This window comes from Microlunatus aurantiacus (genome assembly GCF_039536605.1).
GTDB classification, from domain to species: domain Bacteria; phylum Actinomycetota; class Actinomycetes; order Propionibacteriales; family Propionibacteriaceae; genus Microlunatus; species Microlunatus aurantiacus.
Genome location: NZ_BAAAYX010000035.1, coordinates 66,133 through 87,182, shown reverse-complemented (window position 1 = coordinate 87,182; position 21,050 = coordinate 66,133). Strand labels below are relative to the sequence as shown.

Genomic DNA, 21,050 nt, shown 5'->3' with positions numbered 1-21,050 from the left:
GCAGGAGCGCGGGAGCAGGAGCGCGGGAGCAGGAGCGCGGGAGCAGGAGCGCGGGAGCAGGAGCGCGGGAGCAGGAGCGCGGCGAGGTTGGCGGCGGGGGCGCGGCCAGGTTCCCGACCGGGGGGCGCGGCCAGGTTCGCGGCGGGAGGCGTGTGGCCTAGGCTCACGCGGATGAAGGTCCTGGTCACCGGCGGTGCGGGCTACATCGGCTCGGTCACCGCGACAGCGTTGGAGGCGGCCGGTCACGTCCCGGTCATCCTCGACTCCCTGCTCAGCGGACCGGCGGCGTTCGTGACCGGCCGCCTCTTCTACCGTGGCGACATCGCCGACCGGGACCTGGTGGCGCGGGTGGTGGCAGATCATCCCGACCTGGACTGCACCATCCACATGGCGGCCCGGGTGGTGGTCGGGGAATCCGTGGCGCAGCCGTACCTCTACTACCGCGACAACGTGGCCAAGTCGCTGGAGCTCTTCGACCAGCTCACGGCCCTCGGCAAGCCACGGGTGGTCTTCTCCTCCTCGGCTTCGGTGTACGCGGCCGTCGAGGGGTTCGAGGTGTTCGAGGACTCCCCCACGCTGCCCGTCTCGCCGTACGCGCGGACCAAGCTGATGATGGAGGAGATGCTGACCGACCTGGCCGCCGCCACCGACCTGCGCGCCCTCGTCCTTCGCTACTTCAACCCGATCGGCGCCGACCCCGGTCTGCGGCACGGCATCTACGTCCGCGAGCCGAGCCACGTGCTCGGCCAGCTGGTGATGGCGGCCCAGGGTCAGCGGGACGCGTTCGCGATCACCGGCACGGACTGGCCGACCAGGGACGGCACCGGGCTGCGGGACTACGTGCACGTCTGGGATCTGGCCCTGGCCCACGTCCGGGCCGTGGAGGGCTTCGACTCCGCCCTGGACCGGGTGGGCGCGCCGAGCACGATCGTCAACCTCGGCACCGGGGACGGCGTGACCGTACGAGAGCTGGTGGCCACCGTGGAGCAGGTGCTGGGTCGCCCCGTCCCGACCCGTTCCGCCCCCCGACGGGACGGCGACGCCGTCGGAGGCTTCGCCAACGTGGACAAGGCCCGCGAGCTGCTCGGCTGGACCGCCCGCTCCACCCTGCTCGACGGGGTCGCGTCGGCCCTGCAGTGGGCCGACCGCCGCCAGGGGATCCTCGGCTACCCGTGACTCCCGGGCCCTCCTGACCGCCCGTGACTCCGCGGTCAGTTCCGGGCGGTCGGCGGCCGATCTGACGCCCGGACGTGACTCCGCGGCGGCATCGGGCCCACCCGGCCGCGCGACAGTCGACCGGACGTGACTCCGCGGCGACATCCGACCCACCCGGACACGCGACAATCGACCGGACGCGACTCCGCGGCGACATCCGGCACCCTGCCCACCCGGGGACGAGTCGCCCACCGGCACCAACCGCCCACCAGCCCCACCGCCCGACCACCGCCAGCGGACCTCAGCTCGTACGCAGGCCAGACTCCCGCGGCGCCGTCGGCCGGTAGAAGCGGTCCAGTCCGCGACGACGGGCCTGCCACAGCACCAGCCCCAACGCGATCAGGCTGAGCGCTGCCGAGATCGCGAAGGACAGCGGCGAGCTCGTGGTCTCGGCGCCCACGAGGGATTCGTCGAAACCGCCGACGGCGCTCACGACGATGTCGATGCCCACGTTGTTCACCGCGTGCATCACGATCGCCGCCTCCAACCCACCGGTCCGCCAGGTCATCACACTGGCCACGACCGAGAACAGCGCCAGGTCGGCCAGGATCCACGGGTCGGGGCTGCCGTGCGCCGCCGCGAAGGCAGCGGCGGCGATCACCGTCGGCACCAGGAACGCCACCAGCGGGCGGGCGAAGTAGGCGCCGATGTTCTGGGCGAGCCAGCCGCGGAACGCGTACTCCTCGGCCGCCGCCTGCCACGGCGTCAGCAGCAGGCCGATGATCAGCAGGGCCAACCAGTCGGTCGAGCGGGGTGACTGCGGTGGGTCGACGATCGTCGACACCGTCAGGTAGACCACCCACAGCGGCGCCAGCACCACGACGCAGCGGAGCAGCCAGCGCCAGCGCAGACCGCCCGCCACCGAGGACAGGAAGCGCGGCCGGATGCGGTGGACCGCCCAGATCGAGAGCATGGCGGCCGGGATGAGGATGATCAGGGAGAACATGAGGAACAGGTAGCCGCCGGGCTCGGTCACCGCACCCTCGGCCAGCTGCTCGTCCATCCAGAGCTCGATGTCACCGACCCCGGTCACCGCTGCGTACGCCATCGCCACCAGGAACGGCGTCACCGACAGGACCGCGAACAGAGCCAGGAAGACCAGCAGGGTGGCGAGCGGCCGCCACCGGGCCCGGGTCGGCCCGCGCAGCAGCTGGGGGTACTCGACGGGGGTCTCGGGCAGTCGTCCCCGGGGCGGGGTGGCGGGCACCGACCCCGTCGGCGTCAGCCCGTGGCCGGTCACCACCGGCCCGTCGGCCGGACCGGACGTCGTCGCGGCGAGACCCAGGTCGGCTCCCCAGATCACCTCGTCGTACGCGTCCCGGTCACCCGACGGTCGGAACGGCGGGATCGGGTCCCAGCGCGACGATCCTCCCGCCCCGAGCGGCGCCGAAGCCGTCCCGACCGGGTCCGGTCCGTCGGTACCAGAACCGCCGGTCGGCAGCTCGGCGCCGAACCGAGACCACCCGCCCTCCGAGGGAGGGCGGGTGGTCGAGGGCTCAGGGGCCCCGGTGCTCACCGGTGGGGGCCGTCAGGCGTGTCGGTCAGCTGCGTGCCTCACGCGTGGCCGCAGGCTCGCTCTGGCCCTGCTCGACCTGGTGCGCGTCCGGCGCCGCCGTGACGGCCTGGCCGGTGCCGCCGGTGTCGCCGTCGTCGGCGATGTCCACCGTGCGCTTGGTGCTGATGACGACCGCCACCACGATCACGATGACCGCGACGAGCGCGATCACGTACCGCACCGCCGACGGCGTGGTGCTCAAGGGCGACAGCGCCACGACGGCCGGGGCGATCAGCACCGCGACCAGGTTCATCACCTTGATCAGCGGGTTGATGGCCGGACCGGCGGTGTCCTTGAACGGGTCGCCGACGGTGTCGCCGATGATGGTCGCCTCGTGGGCGCTGGACCCCTTGCCACCGTAGTGACCGTCCTCGACCAGCTTCTTGGCGTTGTCCCACGAGCCACCGGAGTTGGCCAGGAACACCGCCATCAGCGTGCCGCAAGCGATCGCGCCGGCCAGGTAGCCCGCCAGGGCCGGAGCGCCGAGGCCGAAGCCGACCGCGACCGGCGCGAAGATCGCCAGCAGACCCGGCGTGGCCAGCTCCCGCAGCGAGTCCTTGGTGACGATGTCGACGACCTTGCCGTACTCGGGCTTGGTCGTGCCCTCCATGATCCCGGGGATCTCACGGAACTGGCGACGGACCTCGAAGACCACGGCGCCGGCCGCCCGGCCCACGGCGCTGATGGCCAGACCGGAGAACAGGAACACCACGGCCGCGCCGAGGATCAGACCGACCAGGGTCGGCGGGGCGAAGACGACCGCCTGCACCTCGAACTCGTTGTACCGCTCCGCGAGCACCCCGCTGATGGCGTCGGTGTAGGAGCCGAACAGCGCGGTCGCGGCCAGCACCGCCGTGGCGATCGCGATGCCCTTGGTGATCGCCTTGGTGGTGTTGCCGACGGCGTCCAGCTCGGTCAGGATCTTGGCGCCCTCGCCGTCCACGTCGCCCGACATCTCGGCGATGCCCTGGGCGTTGTCGGACACTGGTCCGAAGGTGTCCATGGCCACGATGACGCCGACGGTGGTCAGCAGTCCGCAGCCGGCCAGCGCGATGGCGAACAGGGCGACCACGCCGATGCCACCCAGCAGGTAGGCACCGTAGACGGCGGCCGCGATGACGATCGCGGTGTAGACCGCGGACTCGAGACCGAGCGAGATGCCGGACAGCACGACCGTGGCCGCGCCCGTCAACGAGGTCTTGGCCACGTCCTGCACCGGGCGGTGCTCGGTGCCGGTGTAGCGACCGGTCAGCGACAGGATGACGACCGCGAGGACGATGCCGATGACCACGGCGCCGATGGCCACGATCCGCGGGTCGTCGATCGGTCCGGCGAACACCAGACCCTCGACGCCGAGGCCGGCGAAGGTGGACGGGAGGTAGGCGAAGGCGGCGATCGCACACAGCACTGCGGAGATGGCCGCGGAGATGTAGAAGGCCCGGTTGATGGTCTTCAGACCACCCTCGTCGGGGCGGGGCTTGGTGAGGTAGATGCCGATGATGGCGGTGATCACGCCGATGGCGGGCACGATCAGCGGGAAGACCAGCCCGTACGCGCCGAAGGCGGCCTTGCCGAGGATCAGCGAGGCGACCAGCGTGACCGCGTACGACTCGAACAGGTCGGCCGCCATGCCGGCGCAGTCGCCCACGTTGTCACCGACGTTGTCGGCGATGGTGGCGGCGTTGCGCGGGTCGTCCTCGGGGATGTTCTGCTCGACCTTGCCGACCAGGTCGGCGCCGACGTCGGCGGCCTTGGTGAAGATGCCACCGCCGACGCGCATGAACATCGCCAGCATGGCCGCGCCGAAGCCGAAGCCCTCGAGGATGGTCGGCGCGTCGGCCCGGAACACCAGGACGACGATCGCGGCACCCAGCAGGCCCATGCCGACGGTCATCATGCCGACGTGCGCGCCGGTGCGGAACGCGATCCGCATGGCCGGGTCACGACCCTCGCTGCGCGCGGCCGAGGCCACGCGGACGTTGGCCTTGACGGCCAGCGACATGCCGAGGTAGCCGATCAAACCGGAGAACACCGCGCCGGCCAGGAAGGCGATCGAGCGGGCGATCTTCAGCGTCCAGGTGCCGAACTCACCGTCGTGCACCGGGAGGGCGAGGAGCAGCAGGAAGGCCAGGATCGCGAACACCCCGAGGGTGCGGAACTGGCGGGCCAGGTAGGCGCTGGCGCCCTCCTGGACGGCCAGGGCGATGACCTTCATCTTCTCCGTGCCGTCGTGCGCGGCGATGACCTCGCGCCGGAAGAGCCCGCCCATGATCAAGGCGATGACGGCGATGACCCCGACGACGCCGACCAGGGTGAGGTTCGGGCCGGAGAGGACTACTTCGAGTGGGATGGTTTCCATCAGGACCGGAAGCCCGGACATGCAACGTCCTCCTGCAGACATCAGTGTCGACTACGCATCCATACGGGCGCGACCGGCAGATTCTAGCCAGTTGAAGCACTGGTCTGCTGCCGGAACGCGAACAGTACGCGAGTTGTCCTTATTCTTCACAACTCACCGACGTGTGCCGGGGTGTCCCACGTCCGTGTCAGGCTGAGTCGGTGGCGACGGCACCCCTGCGAACCGACCTGCTGGAGGTCCGGCATCGGCGCGATCTGCCGCCCCGACCCGGTCGCGTCGCCCCGTGGCCGGTCTGGCTCCCTGTGGGAGCTCCGGCCCGGACCGCCGTCGAGCGGGCAGGCATCACCGAGCTGTGGACGCACCAGGTCGCGGCCGCGGACGCGCTGACCGCCCGCCGACACGTGGTGCTCACCACCGGGACGGCCTCGGGCAAGTCGTTGGCCTACCTGCTCCCGGTCGCGACGGCCGCGGTTGCCGCACCGGCCGCGGACGATCCCGTCCGGTGGCGCCGGCGGCCCGCGACCTCGCTCTACCTGGCCCCGACCAAGGCCCTGGCCCACGACCAGGCCCGGGTCTGCGCCGAGCTCGCCGTGCCCGGTTGGCGCGTGGCCACGGTCGACGGGGACACCGATCCGGCGGACCGGCAGTGGGCTCGTGACCACGCCCACCACGTGCTGACCAACCCTGACCTGCTGCACGCCTCGCTGCTCCCCCAGCACGCCCGCTGGGCCTCCTTCCTGCGTTCGCTGCGCTACGTGGTGGTCGACGAGTCGCACCGTTACCGGGGGGTGTTCGGGGCCCAGGTGGCCGCGGTGCTGCGGCGGCTGCGGCGGCTCGCCGACCACTACGGCGCCGATCCCACCTTCGCCGTCGTCAGTGCCACCAGCTCGGACCCGGTGGGCTCGGCGGCGGCGTTGACCGGGATCCCCGCCGACGAGCTGGTGGCGGTGCACGAGGACGGCTCCGCCCGTGGTCGGATCCGGATCAGCCTGGTGACATCGGAGCTGGCTCCCGAGGCGGCCGCCGCCGAGGTGATGGCCGAGCGGGTCCGCGACGGCGAGCAGGTGCTCACCTTCGTCTCGTCCCGCCGACTGGCCGAGGAGGTAGCCGCCGCCGGGAACGCGGTCGCCTACCGGGGCGGTTACCTGGCCTCGGACCGGCGGGAGATCGAGCGGGGGCTGGCCGACGGGACGATCCGCGGGGTGGCCGCCACGAACGCGCTGGAGCTCGGGGTCGACATCGCCGGGCTCGACACGGTCGTGATGTGCGGCTATCCCGGCAGCCGGGCCGCCTTCTGGCAGCAGGCCGGCCGCGCGGGCCGGCGCGCGGCCGACGCCGACGTGCTGCTGATCGCCCGGGCCACTCCGCTGGACGCCTACCTGCTGGACCATCCGGGGGCGCTGTTCGACCAGCCGGTCGAGGCGACCGTGCTGGATCCGTCGAGCCCGGCCGTGCTCGGGCCCCAGCTGGCGGCCGCTGCGCAGGAGCTTCCCCTGCGCGACGGCGACGACCGCTGGTTCGGCGCCACCACCCGGTCGCTCGTGCAGCGGCTCACCGACCGGGGGCTTCTGCGACGGCGTCCCGACGGCTGGTTCTGGACGTCCCCCGGCCGCGCCGTCGACCGGATCAGCCTGCGCAGCACCGACGCCCGCTCGATCGACATCGTGGTCGAGTCGACCGGTCGCGTGCTCGGCACCGTCGGGGCCGACGCCGCCGACCTCGTGGTGCACCCGGGTGCGGTCTACCTCCACCAGGGCGAGACCTATCTCTGCGACGACGAGGGCTGGGACCCGGAGTCCGCCGAGGCGCTGGTGCGCGCCGCCCGGCCGGGCTACCTGACCCAGCCACTGGTCGACGCCGACGTCTCCCTCGGTCCGCCGGAGGCACACCGCCCGGCGGGGGCGGGCCGGTTGACGTATGGGCTCGGCCGGGTCAGCAGCACCGTCACGGGCTACCTGCGCCGCGACGAGGTCACCGGACGGGTCTGGGACTCGACTCCGCTCGATCGACCGGAGCGCGTGCTGACCACGTCGGTCACGGTGCTGACCGTGCCCGGCGCCGGCGAACCGCTCTCCCGGACGCGACTCGACGCCGGGACCCACGCCCTCGAGCACCTGGTGACCGGTCTGCTGCCGGCCCTCACCGCCAACGACCGGTACGACGTCGGCTCGCACTCCTGGCTGAGCGAGGAGGGCGAGGCGGTGGTCGCGGTCTTCGACCGCCGCCCCGGCAGCGGCTTCGCGGCGAGTGCGTACGCCCGCGGCGACGCCTGGCTCACCGCGGCCCGCGACCGCCTCGAGCAGTGTGACTGCGTCTCGGGGTGCCCGGCCTGCGTCCTCAGCGCCGGCTGCACGTCGAGCCGTCCGCTGGACAAGGCCACCGCCCAGCGCCTGCTCGCCGTGGTGGCGCCCACGGTCGTCGACTGAGCGGTCGAGGTGCTGCGGCGCCGGGGCGGGGGCAGTGCTCGGGACCGCGGCGGGCCGGGTCCGGGGGGCCCGAGGTGGCCGGGCCGAGGTAGCCGGGAGCCGGGGGTAGCCGGGGGGCGGGGCCGAGGGCCCGAGGTAGCCGGGGGCGGGGCCGGGGGCCCGAGGCTCGGATCGCACGTGACGCTCGCTCTCCCCGGGGTGCTGGGGGCCCGGGGATACTGGAACGCGATGAGCTTCATGGAGATCTTCCAGCCCGGGCTGAAGCACCTGCGGGAAGAGCAGTACCGACGCCAGATGGACATCGCCTACCCCACCAACGGGGGAAACCCGCCGATGGACATCGACCTCGACGCGGGCACGGCCACCATCGTGGTGCGGGTCCAGGTGCCCGACCCTGGGAACGACGAGCCCGGGGACGACGAGCTCGAGGACGGGGCTCCCGGGCCGGCCTAGCCCCACCACGGCGTCGAACCCGGTCACCGCTCCCGCACCTCCTCCGCACCCGCGTACGCGGTGGCGCTCAACCGCCGGGGCAGTCCCGGGATCCGCAGATCCGTGGTCACCATCGCGGTGACGGTGACCACGAAGTCGATCTGGTCACCGACCCGCTGACAGGACGTGACCTCCGCCCCGTGGGCCCGGGCGTTGCGCCGAGCCGCGTCGCACGGATCGCCACCCTGCCCGGCCGTGGTGGCGCCGCTGAGGGCGGCCAGGTCGGCGGCGGCCCGGGCCCGGTGGCCGGCGATCACGTAACCGCAGACGATCATCGCCGTGTAGCCCAGCGTCATCACGACCACGCAGACGCCGATCATCAGCATCGAACCGCCGCCGCGTTCGTCGCGGACCCGCCCGGCGGCGCCGGCCCCGCTCACCGTGGTCTCTCCGGCTCGGGCACCACCTCGGCGCGCGCCCGGAGCGGCACCCCGACGAGCCGCGCCGTGAGCGGTCGGGCGACCACGCTGACCTGCACCCGGACCAGACCCGGACCCCTGGAGATCTGCACCCTGGCCCCGGCCGGCGCCTCCCGCCGGGCCCGGGCCACCGCCGCGTCGTCGCCCCGGGCGGCCTGCCGGGCCACCTCGGCGGCGGTGTCGATGCAGCGCACCTGCACGACCATCAGATAGAGGCCCCAGCTCAGCAGCAGCAGGATGACCAGGGCGGCGAGGGTGGCGACGGCCAGCTCGGCCGTCACCATCCCCCGTTCCCCGGTCCGGCGGGTGCCGGACGCCGTCGTCGACATGGCGCGGTCAGCGTCCGATCATCATGCCGCTGAAGGAGTTGATCAGCTTCAGGATGAACGCCAGCAGGGCGTCCTGCACCGCCCCGTTGGTGACCACCGCGATCAGCACCCCGGCGATGCCGATGGCGGCGATGATGCCGACCGCCCACTCGGCGCTCACCATCCCCCGCTGGTCCCGGCGGGCGACGTCCTGCCCCCGGTCTCGGCACGCCGGTCCCCGCGCGTGCTCCTGCCCGTCCGCCGCGCCGTCGACGATGCCCTCGACGACCGCGAGCTCCGTGTTTCCCATCTCGACCTCCTGACTTCCCCACCCCTCGGTGAGTCGCACCCGCCGTGGGTGCACCGAGAGTCTGTGGACGTCAGCCGTTTTCGTACGGGGTCGCCGACGATCTGTTGACGACGCTTCGCAGGACCTCCTGGCCTGTGGACAACTCCGCCGGACCGGGGTCCGCTCTGTGGTAGCGCGAGTTGCGCCCAGGCGACTCCGCTGGCGCGCGTGCGTGACCGCGGGGGTGCGTCACCGCTGAGGGAGTCGAGGGGCCGCGGCCGGGCCCGGTCGGACGGCGTGGAACAGCAGCCGGTGGCTGGTCACCGTGAAGGCGCCGCTGGTGCGGATGACCCGGTCGATCTCGAGCAGCTCCGAGCGGTGCCGGTCGACATCGAAGCCGGGGACCTGCCAGCTGACGGCTCGGAGCTGGAGCACCACGGCACCCACGTCAAGGTACCGACTGCCGGGCCACGCTTCCTCGGCCCGCACCACGTCCAGACCGGCCGCCTGCAGCTGGGCCGTCCCGTCCGCCGCGGAGGCCAGACCACCGACCGGCGGGGCCGCTCCGAAGGCGGCGTTGAGCTCGGCGTCGTTGACGGCGCCGACCTGCTGGGTCCACACGGACCCACCCGGTCGCAGCACCCGGGCGATCTCGGTCGGGTCGAGGGCCCCGTGGCGGTTGAGGACGAGGTCGAATGCGGCGTCCTCGACCGGCAGCCGGCTCGCAGTCCGCTCGCGCACCTCGATCCCGTACGCCTGCAGGCGCGCGCGGGCCACGGGGACGTTGGGTGCGTACGGCTCGACGGCGACGCTCCCGGCGGGAACGCCGAGGGTGGCGAGGACCTCCCCACCGCCGGTGTCGATGTCCAGCACGCGGGTGGCCCGGCGAGCGGCGGCACCGGCCAGCGCGCGGTAGTCCCACGGCAGCGGGTCGCTCCGTACCCGACCCTCGAGCCGGGAGAAGTCCCAGCCGGACAGCGGCACGGCAACGGCGTCGGCGATCAGCCGGTCGACGCCGGCTTGCGACGAACGGGTCATCGCGCCACCGTGCCACACCGTCCTAGGCGGGGCACGCCGCCGGTCGCGAGTGCTCGGCGTCGTGACCGACAGGCGTCGGCTCACGGGCGTCACCAGGTGAAGTGGTCACCAAGCGGAAGGTGTCACCGGCTCGGAGCGGTATCGAAGCTGCTGGCCGAGCTCGCTCGACGCCTGGAGGATGCCCTGGCACAGCGGCGGCGACGACTCGCGGTCGACGCAGAAGTGCTGGGCAGCTCAGAAGTGCAGGGCAGCTCAGAAGTGCAGGGCGTTCAGGACCGCCGACGCCACGGTGGGGACGATGCCGAGCAGTAGGAACGCCGGGATGAAGCAGACCATCAGGGGCAGCACGCTGCGGACCCCGACCCGCCGGGCCGCCTCCTCGACCTGTCCGTGCCTTTCCTCCCGGGCGACCTCCGCGTGGACCAGCAGGCTCTCCACCAGCAGGGCACCCGTCTCGACGGAGCGGGCCAGATCGAGGGCGGCGGCCCCGAGCTGCTCGTGCTGGGCCAGGCTGCGCCACGCCGAGACGTCGTCGCGACCGAGATCGGTCAGGCGGAGCACCTGTCCGAGGTCGTCGGCCAGCGGGCCGTCGATCACCTCGACCACCGCGCGGAGGGCCGAGCGCACCGGCAGCCCGGCGGCAAGGCAGGAAGCCAGCAGGTCCAGGGCCTGCGGTGTGTCCGCGATCCGCCGGTGCCGGGCGACCCGGGTCGCCGCCGGCTCCAGCCACCCCAGGGCCACGGCTCCGGCGAGGGTGACCACCAGTCCGCCCGCCACGGCCGGGACTGGGCCGGCCCGCCCGAGGACCGCCGTCACGGCCAGCCCCAGCATCCCGCCGCCCCCGAGACGGCGCACGAACGACGCGGCGTCCGCGCGACCGCGGAGCCACCGCGGCAGTGGGCGTCGAACCCCGGCGAGGGCGCTGGTGCGCGCTCCGGACGGCCAGACCAGCAGCACGGCCAGTCCCGCGAGCCCGGCCGCCACCGCCGCCCACGCGCTCACAGTGACTCCGCCCGGGAGGAGCGCAGCCGCTCCCGGGAGCGCATCGAGGGGTATCGCCTCGAACGGGAGCGCCTCGAGCGGGTTCATCCGGGCCGTCCCACCTGGCGGGCCAGTCCCTCGATCCAGAGCACGCCGCCCGCGGCCAGCACCGCACCTCCGACCAGGCAGGCCCAGCCCGGCGGCCCGTCGAGCAGGAACCCGATCGGGTCGCCACCCAGCAGGTAGCCGAGTCCGATGCCGCACAGCGGCAGCACCGCCATCACGCGGCCGGTGGCGCGCGGCCCAGCGAGCTCCGAGGCCACGGTGCGCTCGACCGACTGGTCCTTCCGCAGCGCGCTGGCGACCTGGTCCAGCAGGTCGGCCATCGGCGCCCCGGTCCGGGTGCCGACCTGCCAGGAGCGAGCCAGGTCCTGGAGCCCGCGGCAGCCCGGGCGCTCGGCCTGACCGAGCAGCGCCTCCACCACGTCGCCACCGTTGCGTTGCACCCGCGCCGCCACCGCCAGGACCGGGGCGTCCTCGGCGGCCAGGGACAACGCCTCCGCCGGGATCCGGCCGACTCGCACCTGGTTGGCGATGACCGCGCAGGCTCCGGCGACCTGCGCCCGGGTCAGGTGCTCGGACCGGGTCCGCCGGCCCAGGCCCACCAGGCGGAGAGCGGCCGCCGTCGCGATCAGCCCCGCCAGCCCGGCCGCGGCTGCGGACGGCCCCAGCACCACGCCCAGGACGCCTACCACGGCACCGGCCGCAGCGGTCAGCGCGACCCGGCGGAACCAGGCCCGGGCATACCAGGCCGGACCCTCGGTGGCCGGGTCCAGGCGTCGTCGTACGGGATCGGGGGGAGCCATCCACAGCCAGACCGCCAGCCCCGCACAGGCCAGTGCCACAGCACTCATCGATCGAGGATCCTCTCCAGTCGGGCGGCACCGGGTCCGAGCCGGGTGCGTGACCCCGAGCAGTCCAGCGCCGGCACGGTGCCCACCCAGCCGGTCGCGGGATCCCGTTCCAGGACGTGCAGCTCGCTCACCCGCCGCCGCCCGTCACGACCGCGACGGATGTGCACCACCACGTCGAGAGCCGAGGCCAGCTGGGCGTGCAGCGCCGGCCGGTCCAGGTGCCCGAGGGCGCCGAGCGCCTCGAGTCGGACGGGAACGTCCTCCGCCGAGTTGGCGTGCACCGTGCCGCAACCGCCCTCGTGGCCGGTGTTCATCGCCGCCAGCAGGTCGCAGATCTCGGCCCCTCGCACCTCGCCCACGACCAGGCGGTCGGGTCGCATCCGCAGCGACTGGCGGACGAGATCGGTCAGCGCGATCGCTCCCCGACCTTCGGCGTTGGCCGGTCGCCCCTCCAGACTCACCACGTGCGGGTGGTCCGGTCGCAGCTCGCGCGAGTCCTCGACCACGACGAGACGCTCGGCGGGCGGCACCAACGCGAGCAGAGCGGCCAGCAGGGTGGTCTTGCCCGAGCCGGTGCCCCCCGACACGAGGAAGGCGGCCCGGCTCTCGACGAGCCGCGTCAGCACGGCCGCCAGGCTCGGGCTCACCGCCCCGGTGGACACGCAGTCGGCCAGCGAGAAGGCCCGCCGGGCCGGCACCCGGAACGACAGGCAGGTGCCGGGCACGGCCTGGGTGGCCAGCGCGGCGTGCACCCGGGTGCCGTCCGGAAGCCGGGTGTCCACGAAGGGTGACGAGTCGTCCAGCCTCCGCCCGGTGGCGGCGGCCAGCCGCTGCGCCAACCGCCGGACCTCCCCGTCGTCGGCGAACCGGACGTCGGCGAGCTCAAGTCCCCCGCCCCGGTCCACCCAGACCTGGGTCGGTCCGTTCACCAGCACGTCGGTGACACCCGGCTCGCGCAGCAGGCGCGTCAGCGGCCCGGCCCCGACCATCTCCCGACGCAGGGCCTCGACGACGCCGAGCAGCGACTCGTCGGTGACCAGCCGGCCCTCCGCCCGCATGGCGTCGGCCACGTCGGCGGGCGTGTGGAGTCGCGGCAGGTCGGCCAGCCGTCGTCGGATCGGCTCGAGGTCCACCGGGCCGGTCTGCAGGACCGTGTTCACGGCGTACCCACCCGCCGCGGCAGCTGCTCCAGGATCTGGCGGCACGCCCTGGTCAGCGACGAGCGGGCCGAGCGACCGGGGGGCTCCCCTCGCTCGGCGCCGAGCCGGACGGTCTTCTCGTCGGACACGGTGGCCAGCACCGGCAGCCCGAGACTCTCCTCGACCAGCTCCGGACCGACGGCGGCGGACCGTCGACCTCGGAGCAGCACCTGCGCGGACGACTCCGGCAACCACGCCGCCAGCTCGCGGGCCGCGGCGAGGCCACGCAGGTCGGCGCGGACGACCAGCACGGTCAGGTCCGCGCGACGGGTCGTCTCCAGACCCACCGCGCTGAGCCAGCGCGGCACGTCCACCACGGTCAGGTCGTGGCTCCGGGTGGTCGACCGCAGCACCGCGGCCATCTGCTCCGGCCCGATCTCCTCGGCGCCGCCCCGGCCACCACGGCGCGCGGCCGCCAGCAGATCCACCCCGTCGACGAAGGGCAGCTGTCCGCTGAGATCACCCAGGTGACCACGGGCTCCGGCCAGGTGCGGCCAGCGCCAGCCGTCGACGTGCTCGGCACCGACCAGCAGATCCAGCCCGCCACCGAGGGCGTCCCCGTCCACCAGCACCGTCCGCTGACCCTCGGTGGCCGCCGTGACGGCCACGGCCGCAGCGCAGGTCGAGCTCCCCACTCCACCGGTGGACCCGACCACCGCCAGCAGGCGTCCGGCGCCGGTCCGCAGACCGGCCGCATCGGCGAGCGCTGTCGCGAACCAGGTGTCCGCCGACGGCAGCGGCGCCACCGCCGCCCCCAGCGGCACCGACCAGCGACACAGGTCGTCGCTGTCGTGGTCGTCACCGACGACGAACACGTCCGACCGACGGGGCAGCCCGAGCGCGACCAGCTGCTCGGCGCGGTCCCCGCCCACCGCGACGGCGGTGGCCTCCCGCCACACCGCCCTCAGCGCGCCGGGGTCACTGACCACCCGCGGCTCCATCCCCACCGCCGCCAGGGTGGCCAGCAGCCGGTCCAACAGCTCTTCGTCCGCGGTCAGCACCGCGGCGTACGCGCTCGCATCCACGTCACCACACTGGGGACGTCGGGCGATTTCGGACGGCCCGCCGGCAGATCTGTGGATGACGCTCAAGGTCGTCGTCGACCTGTGGACAACTCCCGGCGAGCGGCCCGGACCGGCCGGAGAAGTTGATCATGGAAAAGGTCCTGCCGGCGGCACTGCGCCCGCGCGCCGGTCCTGAGGATCTTCTTACCCAGAACCCTTTCCAAGCCGCCGCGTCAGGAGTAGAAAGGAACCCACGAACCAGCCCCTCGGCAGCGTTGAGTGCGAGACGAGTGGAACGACCACTCCGTAGTCGTCGATGACCGAGCCACGGTTCCGCACGGCACCTGAGCACCCACGCGGCGATCACCCATCCGAACTGGGCAGTTGAGATCCAGGCTTGCCTGGGCCAACACTTCACCGATGCACGCATGGTCACTCAGCTGGCGTGTCCGACACGACGCCCGTGCTGCGGGCGTCGTGTCATGTCAGAGCTCATCGTCGGTCAGCCAGCACTCATCGTCGGGCAGCCAGCACTCATCGTCGGTCAGCCAGCACTCGTCGTCGGTCAGCCAGCACTCATCGTCGGTCTGTCAGGTCCCACCCTCGGGGGGTCGCGTCGGGCGCTGCCCGCGACCGAGTCCTCAGCTCGAGACGCCGCCCACCACCGGCGAGGCCTCGGCCCCGTCCACCGCAGCCTGGGCGACGTGCAGGATCCAGGCGCGGACACCCGCCACGGTCCCGGACGCGTACCCGCTCAGCAGCGCGTCGTAGTCGTCCCGCCGTCGTAGATGACCCAGCTCGGTCACGATGACCCCGCGCGGGTCGAAGCCCGAGGAGATCAGCACCATCCGCTCCACCGCCCGAGCCACCAGACCGTCGGCCGAGCCGAACGGGGCGACGGTGGCGATCTCGGCGTGGGCGATGGCGGCCAGCACCAGCGCCGGGCTCTCGATCCGTCCGGTCAGCAGCTCAGCCAGCCCACCCATCCGCGAGGCGATCTCGACCCCGTCCCGCGGCCGACCCAGCCGGTCATCGGTCACCTCTCCGTACGCGGCCAGCGTGTGAGCCCGGGCCAACGCCTGCGCAGGGGCGACCCGCAGCACACCCGCCAGGGCGGGCACCTCGGTGGAGAGTCGGATGGCGCCCGCCGCCCAGCGCGCCGGGTCCTCGGTCAACCGGGCGCTGGCCCGGGCGCCGGCGAGCAGAGCCGATGCCACCTGGTCGCCGGTCATGGCCCGCAGGCCCCGATCGGTGAGCACCAGGTCGACGGCGGCCCGCGCCGCGGCGAGTCCCGACGGCACGCCCTCCAGCCGCGCCAGGTCGGTCAGCGGGTCGGGCACGACTAGAGTCTGCACCATGAATTCGGCACGCAGAACCCTCTATCCGGCGGCCGCGCCCGCGTGGATGGTGGGCGGCCCGCGGCGCCGCATCCTCGACCTGGGCTCGGGGACGGGCGCGTTCGCCCAGACCCTGGCCGACGAGGGCCACGAGGTGTTCTGCATCGACCGTGACCTCGACGGGGTCGCCGCCACCACGGAACGGCTCGGCACCCGGCTGCACGTGGTCGGTCAGGTCGAATCCCTGCCCTACCTGTCGTGCCACTTCGACGTGGTCACCTCCTCGCAGAACCTGCACAAGTTCGCTCCCGGACTGGCCCTGTCGGAGATCGCCCGGGTGCTCCGACCCGGCGGGCACCTGGCGGTGGCGTACAACACGCGGGACGACACGGTGCCCTGGGTGCGGCGGCTGACCGCGCTGCTCCAGCAGAACGACCCGCAGGCGATGCGGGGTGACTACGGCATCGAGTCGGTGGACGACGTCACCGAGAGCCCCTACTTCGGCGACCTGGTCCGTCGCGACTTCCGCAACTGGGTGCCGATTACCCGCAACGGACTGGTGGCCATGGTCGAGCGCCGACCGACCACCGCCCGGCTGGACCCGCCGAGCCGGCAGGCGCTGCTCAACGAGGTCGCCGGCCTCTACGACTCGATCGCGCGGCCACCGGAGCCGCTGCTGCTGCCGTACCGCGCCTCCTGCTGGCGGGCCGAGGTCGACCACACCGGGCTGGTGCTCGGCGAGGACGACCTGGACGTCGTCCAGATCCGTCTGTAGCGGGTGCCGGCGGTGATCACCCGGCCCCGGAGTTGATCACCTACCCGCGTGCCCGCACCACGATCAAGATCAGCATCCACCGACCCCTGGTCCGAGGCCCGGTTTAGTGCGTAAAGTGCCGTCCAACCACCAACGGAGGTGACGGTGACCGACGACGCGAAGCCAGGGTCCGACCGGGATCTTCCCGCGACCCCCGATCAAGAGGTCTACCTCGAGATCTCCCGCCAGCAGGACTTCCTCGAGCTGCGCCGGCGCTACGCCCGGTTCGCGTTCCCCGCCACCGCGGCCTTCATGGTCTGGTACATCACCTACGTCATCTGCAACAACTGGGCCCGCGACTTCATGAACACACCAGTGATCGGGCACATCAACGTCGCTCTCGTCTTCGGGCTGCTCCAGTTCGTGTCGACCTTCCTGATCGCCTGGCTCTACTCCCGGCACGCAGCCAGGTCGCTGGATCCGTTGTCCACCCGGATCCGGGAGGAGTTCGAGGGGAGGACCGGACGATGATCAGCACGCTGCTCCCGCTGGCCACCGGCGGCAACCAGTACCTCACCATCGGCCTGTTCCTGCTCGTGGTCGCCCTGACGCTCTACATCACCTTCTGGGCCTCGCGCAGCAACAAGACCACCACCGACTACTACGCGGGCGGTCGCAACTTCTCCGGCTTCCAGAACGGGCTGGCCATCGGCGGGGACTACATGTCGGCCGCCTCGTTCCTGGGCATCTCCGGGTCGATCGCCCTGTACGGCTACGACGGCTTCCTCTACTCCATCGGCTTCCTGGTCGCGTGGCTCGTCGCCCTGCTGCTGGTCGCCGAGCTGCTCCGCAACTCCGGCCGCTACACGATGGCCGACCAGCTCGCCTACCGGATGCGGCAGGCGCCCGTCCGCAGCGCCGCCGCCGCCTCCACGATCGTGGTGTCGATCTTCTACCTGCTGGCGCAGATGGTCGGCGCGGGCAGCCTGGTCGGGTTGCTGCTCGGGGTGAGCTCGCCGTTGATCAAGAACCTGGTGATCGTCGGCGTGGGTATCCTCATGATCATCTACGTCACCCTCGGCGGGATGAAGGGCACCACCTGGGTGCAGATCGTCAAGGCCGTGCTGTTGATGGCCGGCACCTTGTTGATCACCATCCTGGTCCTGGCCCAGTTCGGGTTCAACCTCTCCGAGCTGCTCGGGGCCGCAGCGGAGAAGTCCGGCAAGGGTGAGGCCTTCCTGCAACCCGGACAGCTCTACGGCAAGGACCTGACCGCCAAGTTCGACTTCCTGTCCCTCGGCCTGGCCCTCGTGCTCGGCACCGCCGGTCTGCCGCACATCCTGATCCGGTTCTACACGACGCCGACCGCCCACGCGGCCCGCAAGTCGGTGCTGTGGGCCATCGGTCTGATCGGCGCGTTCTACCTGATGACGCTGGTCCTCGGCTTCGGCGCCGCCGCGCTGGTGGACACCGGACCCGAGAGCCAGATCGCCAAGTCCTCGGGCAACCTGGCCTCACCGCTGCTGGCCCAGGCGGTCGGTGGCGGACCGGACAGCCTGGGCGGCTCGGTCCTGCTCGCCCTGATCTCGGCGGTGGCCTTCGCCACCATCCTGGCCGTGGTCGCCGGCCTCACCCTGGCCTCGGCCTCCTCGGTCGCCCACGACCTGTACGCCAGCGTGTGGCGTCGCGGCAAGGCGTCGGAGGCCAGCGAGCTGATCGTCGTCCGCATCGCCGCGCTGGTGATCGGGGCGGTGGCCATCGCCCTGGCCATCCCGGCCCAACGTCTCAACATCGCCTTCCTGGTGGCGTTGGCCTTCGCGGTCGCCGCGTCGGCCAACCTGCCGGCGTTGATCTTCAACCTGTTCTGGAAGCGGTTCAACACCGCCGGTGCCTGCGCCAGCATCTTCGGTGGCCTGATCGCCGCGGTCGGGTTGGTGATCTTCTCCCCGGTCGTCTCGGGCACGGCGACGTCGCTGATGCCCGACGCCGACTTCGCCTGGTTCCCGCTGCGCAACCCGGGGCTGATCTCCATCCCCATCGGCTTCCTCTGCGGCTTCCTCGGCACCGTGCTGAGCAAGGACACCGCCAGCCAGGACCGCTATCCCGAGCTCCAGGTCCGCTCCCTGACCGGTGCCGGTGCCGAGAAGGGCGGTGTCAGCCACTGACGGTGTTGTCGCCAGCATCCCGTCGCCAGCATCCCGTCGCCAGCATCCCGTCGCCAGCATCCCGTCGCGAGCGACCGAGAGCGGAGCGACGGACTCCGTCTGGAGTGACGAGAGCGCAAACACGCTTTTCGTTTGCGTGCGAGGAGCGAAGACGGAGTCGGTGGAGCGCAGCGAACAGCGAGTGACGACTAGCGCCGATGCCGGGCCACGAACCGGAAGCGGTCGCCGCGGAAGACCGAGCGGGTGTGCTCCACCGGGCGCGCACCGGCCCAGGCGGTGCGCCTGATCAGCAGCATCGGCAACCCGGTGTCCACACCGAGCAGCTGCGCCTCGCCCGGTGAGGCCAGCGCCGTCTCGATCGCGTCCTCGGCGTCGGTGAGCTCGATCCCGTACGCCTCGTTGAGGGTCCGGTAGAGCGAGCCCCGTCGGGCCAGCTCGGCGGCCAGTCGCGGGTAGGCACCGATCAGGTGCGCCACCTCGTGGGCGATCGGCTCGTCGCTGACGATCCGCAACCGCTCGACCCGCTGCACCTTCGTCCCCACCGCCACGTCGAGGGCCCGGGCGGTCTCGGCGTCGACCGGCACCCGGGAGATGTCCAGCACCTCGCTGCGGGCGTCGTCGCGTCGCCCGCCGATGTCCTCGGTGAACGAGCTCAGCTGCCGCAGCTGGATCACCTTGGGCTCGGAGACGTAGGTGCCGCTGCCCTGGGTCCGCTCCAGCCGCCCCTCGACGACCAGCTCGGCGATCGCCTGCCGCACGGTGGTCCGGGACACCGCGAAGCGGTCGGCCAGGTCCCGCTCGGTCGGCAGCACCGCGCCCACCGCGGCCCCCTCGATCAGCCGCAGCAGCTCCCCCTTCAGCTGGTAGTACTTCGGCACCCGCACGGCGTCGGTCACGGTCCTCCGTTTGACGGCACAAATTGGTCTATGCCAATCTTAGCCACAGTTGGTCTGAACCAATCAACCCGTCACGAGGAGACACCCCGACCATGTCGCAACCCGGAGCCCTGATGGCCGCCGAGATCGTCGAGCAGCCGGACGCGTGGCGGCGGCTGCTGGGTGACGGCCGGGGGCAGGTCACCACCGTGGCCGAGCGGATCGCCGCGTACGCACCGACGATGGTGCTGTTCGTCGCCCGCGGCACCAGTGACCACGCCGCGCTGTACGGCAAGTACCTCGTCGAGATCGTGGCGCAGCTGCCCGCCGGTCTGGTCTCGCCGTCCACCATGACCGCGTACGGCGCCCGCCCCCGCCTCGACCGGGTGCTGATGATCGGTGTCAGCCAGTCCGGCGGATCGCCCGATCTGGTGCAGTCGCTCGAGGTGGCCCGCGCGCAGGGCGCCCTGACCCTGGCCGTCACCAACCAGCCGGGCTCACCGCTGGCCCGCGTGGCCGAGCTGGAGATCGACGTGAGGGCGGGCAAAGAGCGGGCGGTCGCCGCGACCAAGTCCTACACGGCCCAGCTGCTCGCGCTCTACCTGATCATCGACCGGCTGCGCGGCGGCGACGGCTCGTCGGCCGAGGCCCTGCCCGCGCTGGCTGAGCAGGTGATCACGAACGACCACCACGTCCGCGAGCTGGCCCAGCGCTACCGGTTCGCCTCCCGGCTGGTGACCACCGCCCGCGGCTACTCGTACGCGACCGCCCGCGAGGCCGCCCTCAAGCTGATGGAGACCTCCTACCTCGGCGCCCAGGCGTTCTCCGGCGCCGATCTGCTGCACGGCCCCCTGGCCATGATCGACCCGCAGGTGCCGGTGCTGACCGTGGTCGCCCCGGGGGTCGGCGGCGAGGCCATGCAGCAGGTGCTGCCGCGGCTGGCCGAGGTGGGGGCCGACGTGTTCTGCGTCGGGTCGCCGTCCGCCGTGGCCGCGGCCTCGGTCGGGGTGGCCCTGCCGGCGGAGGTGAGCGAGGAGCTCTCACCGCTGCTGGAGATCATCCCGTTCCAGCAGCTGGCCCTGCACCTGGCGCTGGCCCGGGGCGGCGACCCGGATGCCCCCCGCGGACTGAAGAAGGTCACCGAGACCCTCTGAGCCTCCTACTTCTGGAGCACCAGCATCAACAATCGTGGACGCCGGCACAAAAGTCGGGGTGGGCTACCGCAGCTTGAAGGCGAGCTCGGTCTCCCAGTCGTTCTGGTCGGGGACCTCGACCGGGTCGGAGTAGTACCACTCGGTCCGACTCGCCCAGGTGTGGCCCTCGGGGGTCTGCCACTCGTCGAACTCCAGACCCTGCGACTCCGCCCAGGCCAGCAGGTCGGTAGTGGCCTGCATCAGGGAGTCGGGGTGGCCGTGGTGGCGCACCACCACGTAGCGGCCGGCCGGCAGCTCGCCGGTCCGGACCGTGTCGTCGCCGTCCACCGACGCGGCGATCGGCACCCCGGCCTCGAGGTGCATCGGGCCGGGCATGTTGATCACGTCGTACTTGAAGAAGACCGGTCCGACGGGTTCGATCCCGCGCCGACCGAGCCAGCCGAAGACCTCCCCGAACCGGTCGGCGATGACGTCGAACCTGTCCATGTAGACGCTGTCGTCGCTCACGTACGCGTACGGCTGGGCCGCCCGCTCCTCCACCCGGTACGGGCTCTCGTCGCTCATAC

The 21,050-nt window shown here is 72.4% G+C and carries 20 protein-coding genes; 7 read left to right on the top strand and 13 right to left on the bottom strand.

The features are described 5' to 3' along the window. The first annotated feature begins 171 nt into the window (after positions 1–171). Positions 172–1,176: a UDP-glucose 4-epimerase GalE gene (gene galE / locus ABD714_RS22740; protein ID WP_344814749.1), complete on the top strand. Its 1,005-nt coding sequence runs from the start codon at positions 172–174 to the stop codon at positions 1,174–1,176. Positions 1,177–1,456: 280 nt separating this feature from the next. Here galE and ABD714_RS22735 read toward each other — a convergent pair whose 3' ends face one another. Together ABD714_RS22735 and ABD714_RS22730 are read right to left on the bottom strand one after the other, a co-directional pair. Next, on the bottom strand, positions 1,457–2,731 hold the full coding sequence (locus ABD714_RS22735; protein ID WP_344814748.1) for a CPBP family intramembrane glutamic endopeptidase: 1,275 nt from the start codon (positions 2,729–2,731) through the stop codon (positions 1,457–1,459). 25 nt (positions 2,732–2,756) lie between these two features. Next, positions 2,757–5,150 carry a sodium-translocating pyrophosphatase gene (locus ABD714_RS22730; protein WP_344814747.1) on the bottom strand — a complete coding sequence of 798 codons (2,394 nt, stop codon included), beginning with the start codon at positions 5,148–5,150 and terminating at the stop codon, positions 2,757–2,759. 179 nt (positions 5,151–5,329) lie between these two features. On the opposite strand from ABD714_RS22730, the gene ABD714_RS22725 reads away from it, so the two are divergent. Beyond that, a complete protein-coding gene (locus ABD714_RS22725) occupies positions 5,330–7,555 on the top strand; it encodes a DEAD/DEAH box helicase (protein WP_344814746.1) in 2,226 nt (741 codons plus the stop codon). 177 nt (positions 7,556–7,732) lie between these two features. Continuing rightward, a complete protein-coding gene (locus tag ABD714_RS22720; protein WP_344814745.1) occupies positions 7,733–8,008 on the top strand; it encodes a DUF6191 domain-containing protein in 276 nt (91 codons plus the stop codon). Between the two features lie 23 nt (positions 8,009–8,031). Here the strand turns inward: ABD714_RS22720 and ABD714_RS22715 are convergent, their stop codons facing one another. The 9 genes from ABD714_RS22715 to ABD714_RS22675 form a co-directional block, all read right to left on the bottom strand. Then, the gene (locus tag ABD714_RS22715; protein ID WP_344814744.1) at positions 8,032–8,427 is read right to left on the bottom strand and encodes an Rv3654c family TadE-like protein; all 396 of its coding nucleotides are present in this window, start codon (positions 8,425–8,427) and stop codon (positions 8,032–8,034) included. Continuing rightward, positions 8,424–8,795, bottom strand: coding sequence for a TadE family type IV pilus minor pilin (locus tag ABD714_RS22710; RefSeq protein ID WP_344814743.1), 372 nt, complete (start codon positions 8,793–8,795; stop codon positions 8,424–8,426). Before ABD714_RS22710 ends, ABD714_RS22715 begins: the two co-directional genes overlap by 4 nt. 7 nt (positions 8,796–8,802) lie before the next feature. After that, on the bottom strand, positions 8,803–9,084 hold the full coding sequence (locus tag ABD714_RS22705; protein WP_344814742.1) for a DUF4244 domain-containing protein: 282 nt from the start codon (positions 9,082–9,084) through the stop codon (positions 8,803–8,805). 228 nt (positions 9,085–9,312) lie between these two features. After that, positions 9,313–10,101, bottom strand: a complete 789-nt coding sequence (locus ABD714_RS22700) for a class I SAM-dependent methyltransferase (protein WP_344814741.1) — start codon at positions 10,099–10,101, stop codon at positions 9,313–9,315. Between the two features lie 252 nt (positions 10,102–10,353). Further along, on the bottom strand, positions 10,354–11,103 hold the full coding sequence (locus tag ABD714_RS22695) for a type II secretion system F family protein (protein WP_344814740.1): 750 nt from the start codon (positions 11,101–11,103) through the stop codon (positions 10,354–10,356). An 83-nt stretch (positions 11,104–11,186) separates the two neighbouring features. Beyond that, positions 11,187–11,996 (bottom strand): type II secretion system F family protein, encoded by an 810-nt coding sequence (locus ABD714_RS22690; RefSeq protein WP_344814739.1) that lies wholly within the window; start codon positions 11,994–11,996, stop codon positions 11,187–11,189. Further along, a complete protein-coding gene (locus ABD714_RS22685) occupies positions 11,993–13,156 on the bottom strand; it encodes a TadA family conjugal transfer-associated ATPase (RefSeq protein ID WP_344814738.1) in 1,164 nt (387 codons plus the stop codon). The genes ABD714_RS22690 and ABD714_RS22685 overlap by 4 nt, the downstream gene beginning before the upstream one ends. Then, a complete protein-coding gene (ssd, locus tag ABD714_RS22680; protein ID WP_344814737.1) occupies positions 13,153–14,220 on the bottom strand; it encodes a septum site-determining protein Ssd in 1,068 nt (355 codons plus the stop codon). The genes ABD714_RS22685 and ssd overlap by 4 nt, the downstream gene beginning before the upstream one ends. 620 nt (positions 14,221–14,840) lie before the next feature. Further along, positions 14,841–15,539, bottom strand: a complete 699-nt coding sequence (locus ABD714_RS22675) for a Fic family protein (protein WP_344814736.1) — start codon at positions 15,537–15,539, stop codon at positions 14,841–14,843. 16 nt (positions 15,540–15,555) lie between these two features. Here ABD714_RS22675 and ABD714_RS22670 point away from each other — a divergent pair, with 16 nt between their 5' ends. The 3 genes from ABD714_RS22670 to ABD714_RS22660 all read left to right on the top strand — a co-directional run bounded on the left by ABD714_RS22670 (position 15,556) and on the right by ABD714_RS22660 (position 18,455). Then, positions 15,556–16,311 carry a class I SAM-dependent methyltransferase gene (locus ABD714_RS22670; protein WP_344814735.1) on the top strand — a complete coding sequence of 252 codons (756 nt, stop codon included), beginning with the start codon at positions 15,556–15,558 and terminating at the stop codon, positions 16,309–16,311. A gap of 144 nt (positions 16,312–16,455) precedes the next feature. Next, positions 16,456–16,821, top strand: coding sequence for a DUF485 domain-containing protein (locus tag ABD714_RS22665; protein WP_344814734.1), 366 nt, complete (start codon positions 16,456–16,458; stop codon positions 16,819–16,821). After that, positions 16,818–18,455 (top strand): solute symporter family protein, encoded by a 1,638-nt coding sequence (locus tag ABD714_RS22660; RefSeq protein WP_344814733.1) that lies wholly within the window; start codon positions 16,818–16,820, stop codon positions 18,453–18,455. The genes ABD714_RS22665 and ABD714_RS22660 overlap by 4 nt, the downstream gene beginning before the upstream one ends. A 188-nt stretch (positions 18,456–18,643) precedes the next feature. Here ABD714_RS22660 and ABD714_RS22655 read toward each other — a convergent pair whose 3' ends face one another. Next, positions 18,644–19,351 carry a GntR family transcriptional regulator gene (locus ABD714_RS22655; protein WP_344814732.1) on the bottom strand — a complete coding sequence of 236 codons (708 nt, stop codon included), beginning with the start codon at positions 19,349–19,351 and terminating at the stop codon, positions 18,644–18,646. A gap of 92 nt (positions 19,352–19,443) precedes the next feature. Between ABD714_RS22655 and ABD714_RS22650 the strand changes: the two genes are divergently transcribed. Beyond that, the gene (locus ABD714_RS22650; RefSeq protein ID WP_344814731.1) at positions 19,444–20,484 is read left to right on the top strand and encodes an SIS domain-containing protein; all 1,041 of its coding nucleotides are present in this window, start codon (positions 19,444–19,446) and stop codon (positions 20,482–20,484) included. Positions 20,485–20,547: 63 nt separating this feature from the next. On the opposite strand, the gene ABD714_RS22645 is transcribed toward ABD714_RS22650, so the two are convergent. Next, on the bottom strand, positions 20,548–21,048 hold the full coding sequence (locus ABD714_RS22645) for a GyrI-like domain-containing protein (protein ID WP_344814730.1): 501 nt from the start codon (positions 21,046–21,048) through the stop codon (positions 20,548–20,550). Between the last annotated feature and the right edge of the window lie 2 nt (positions 21,049–21,050).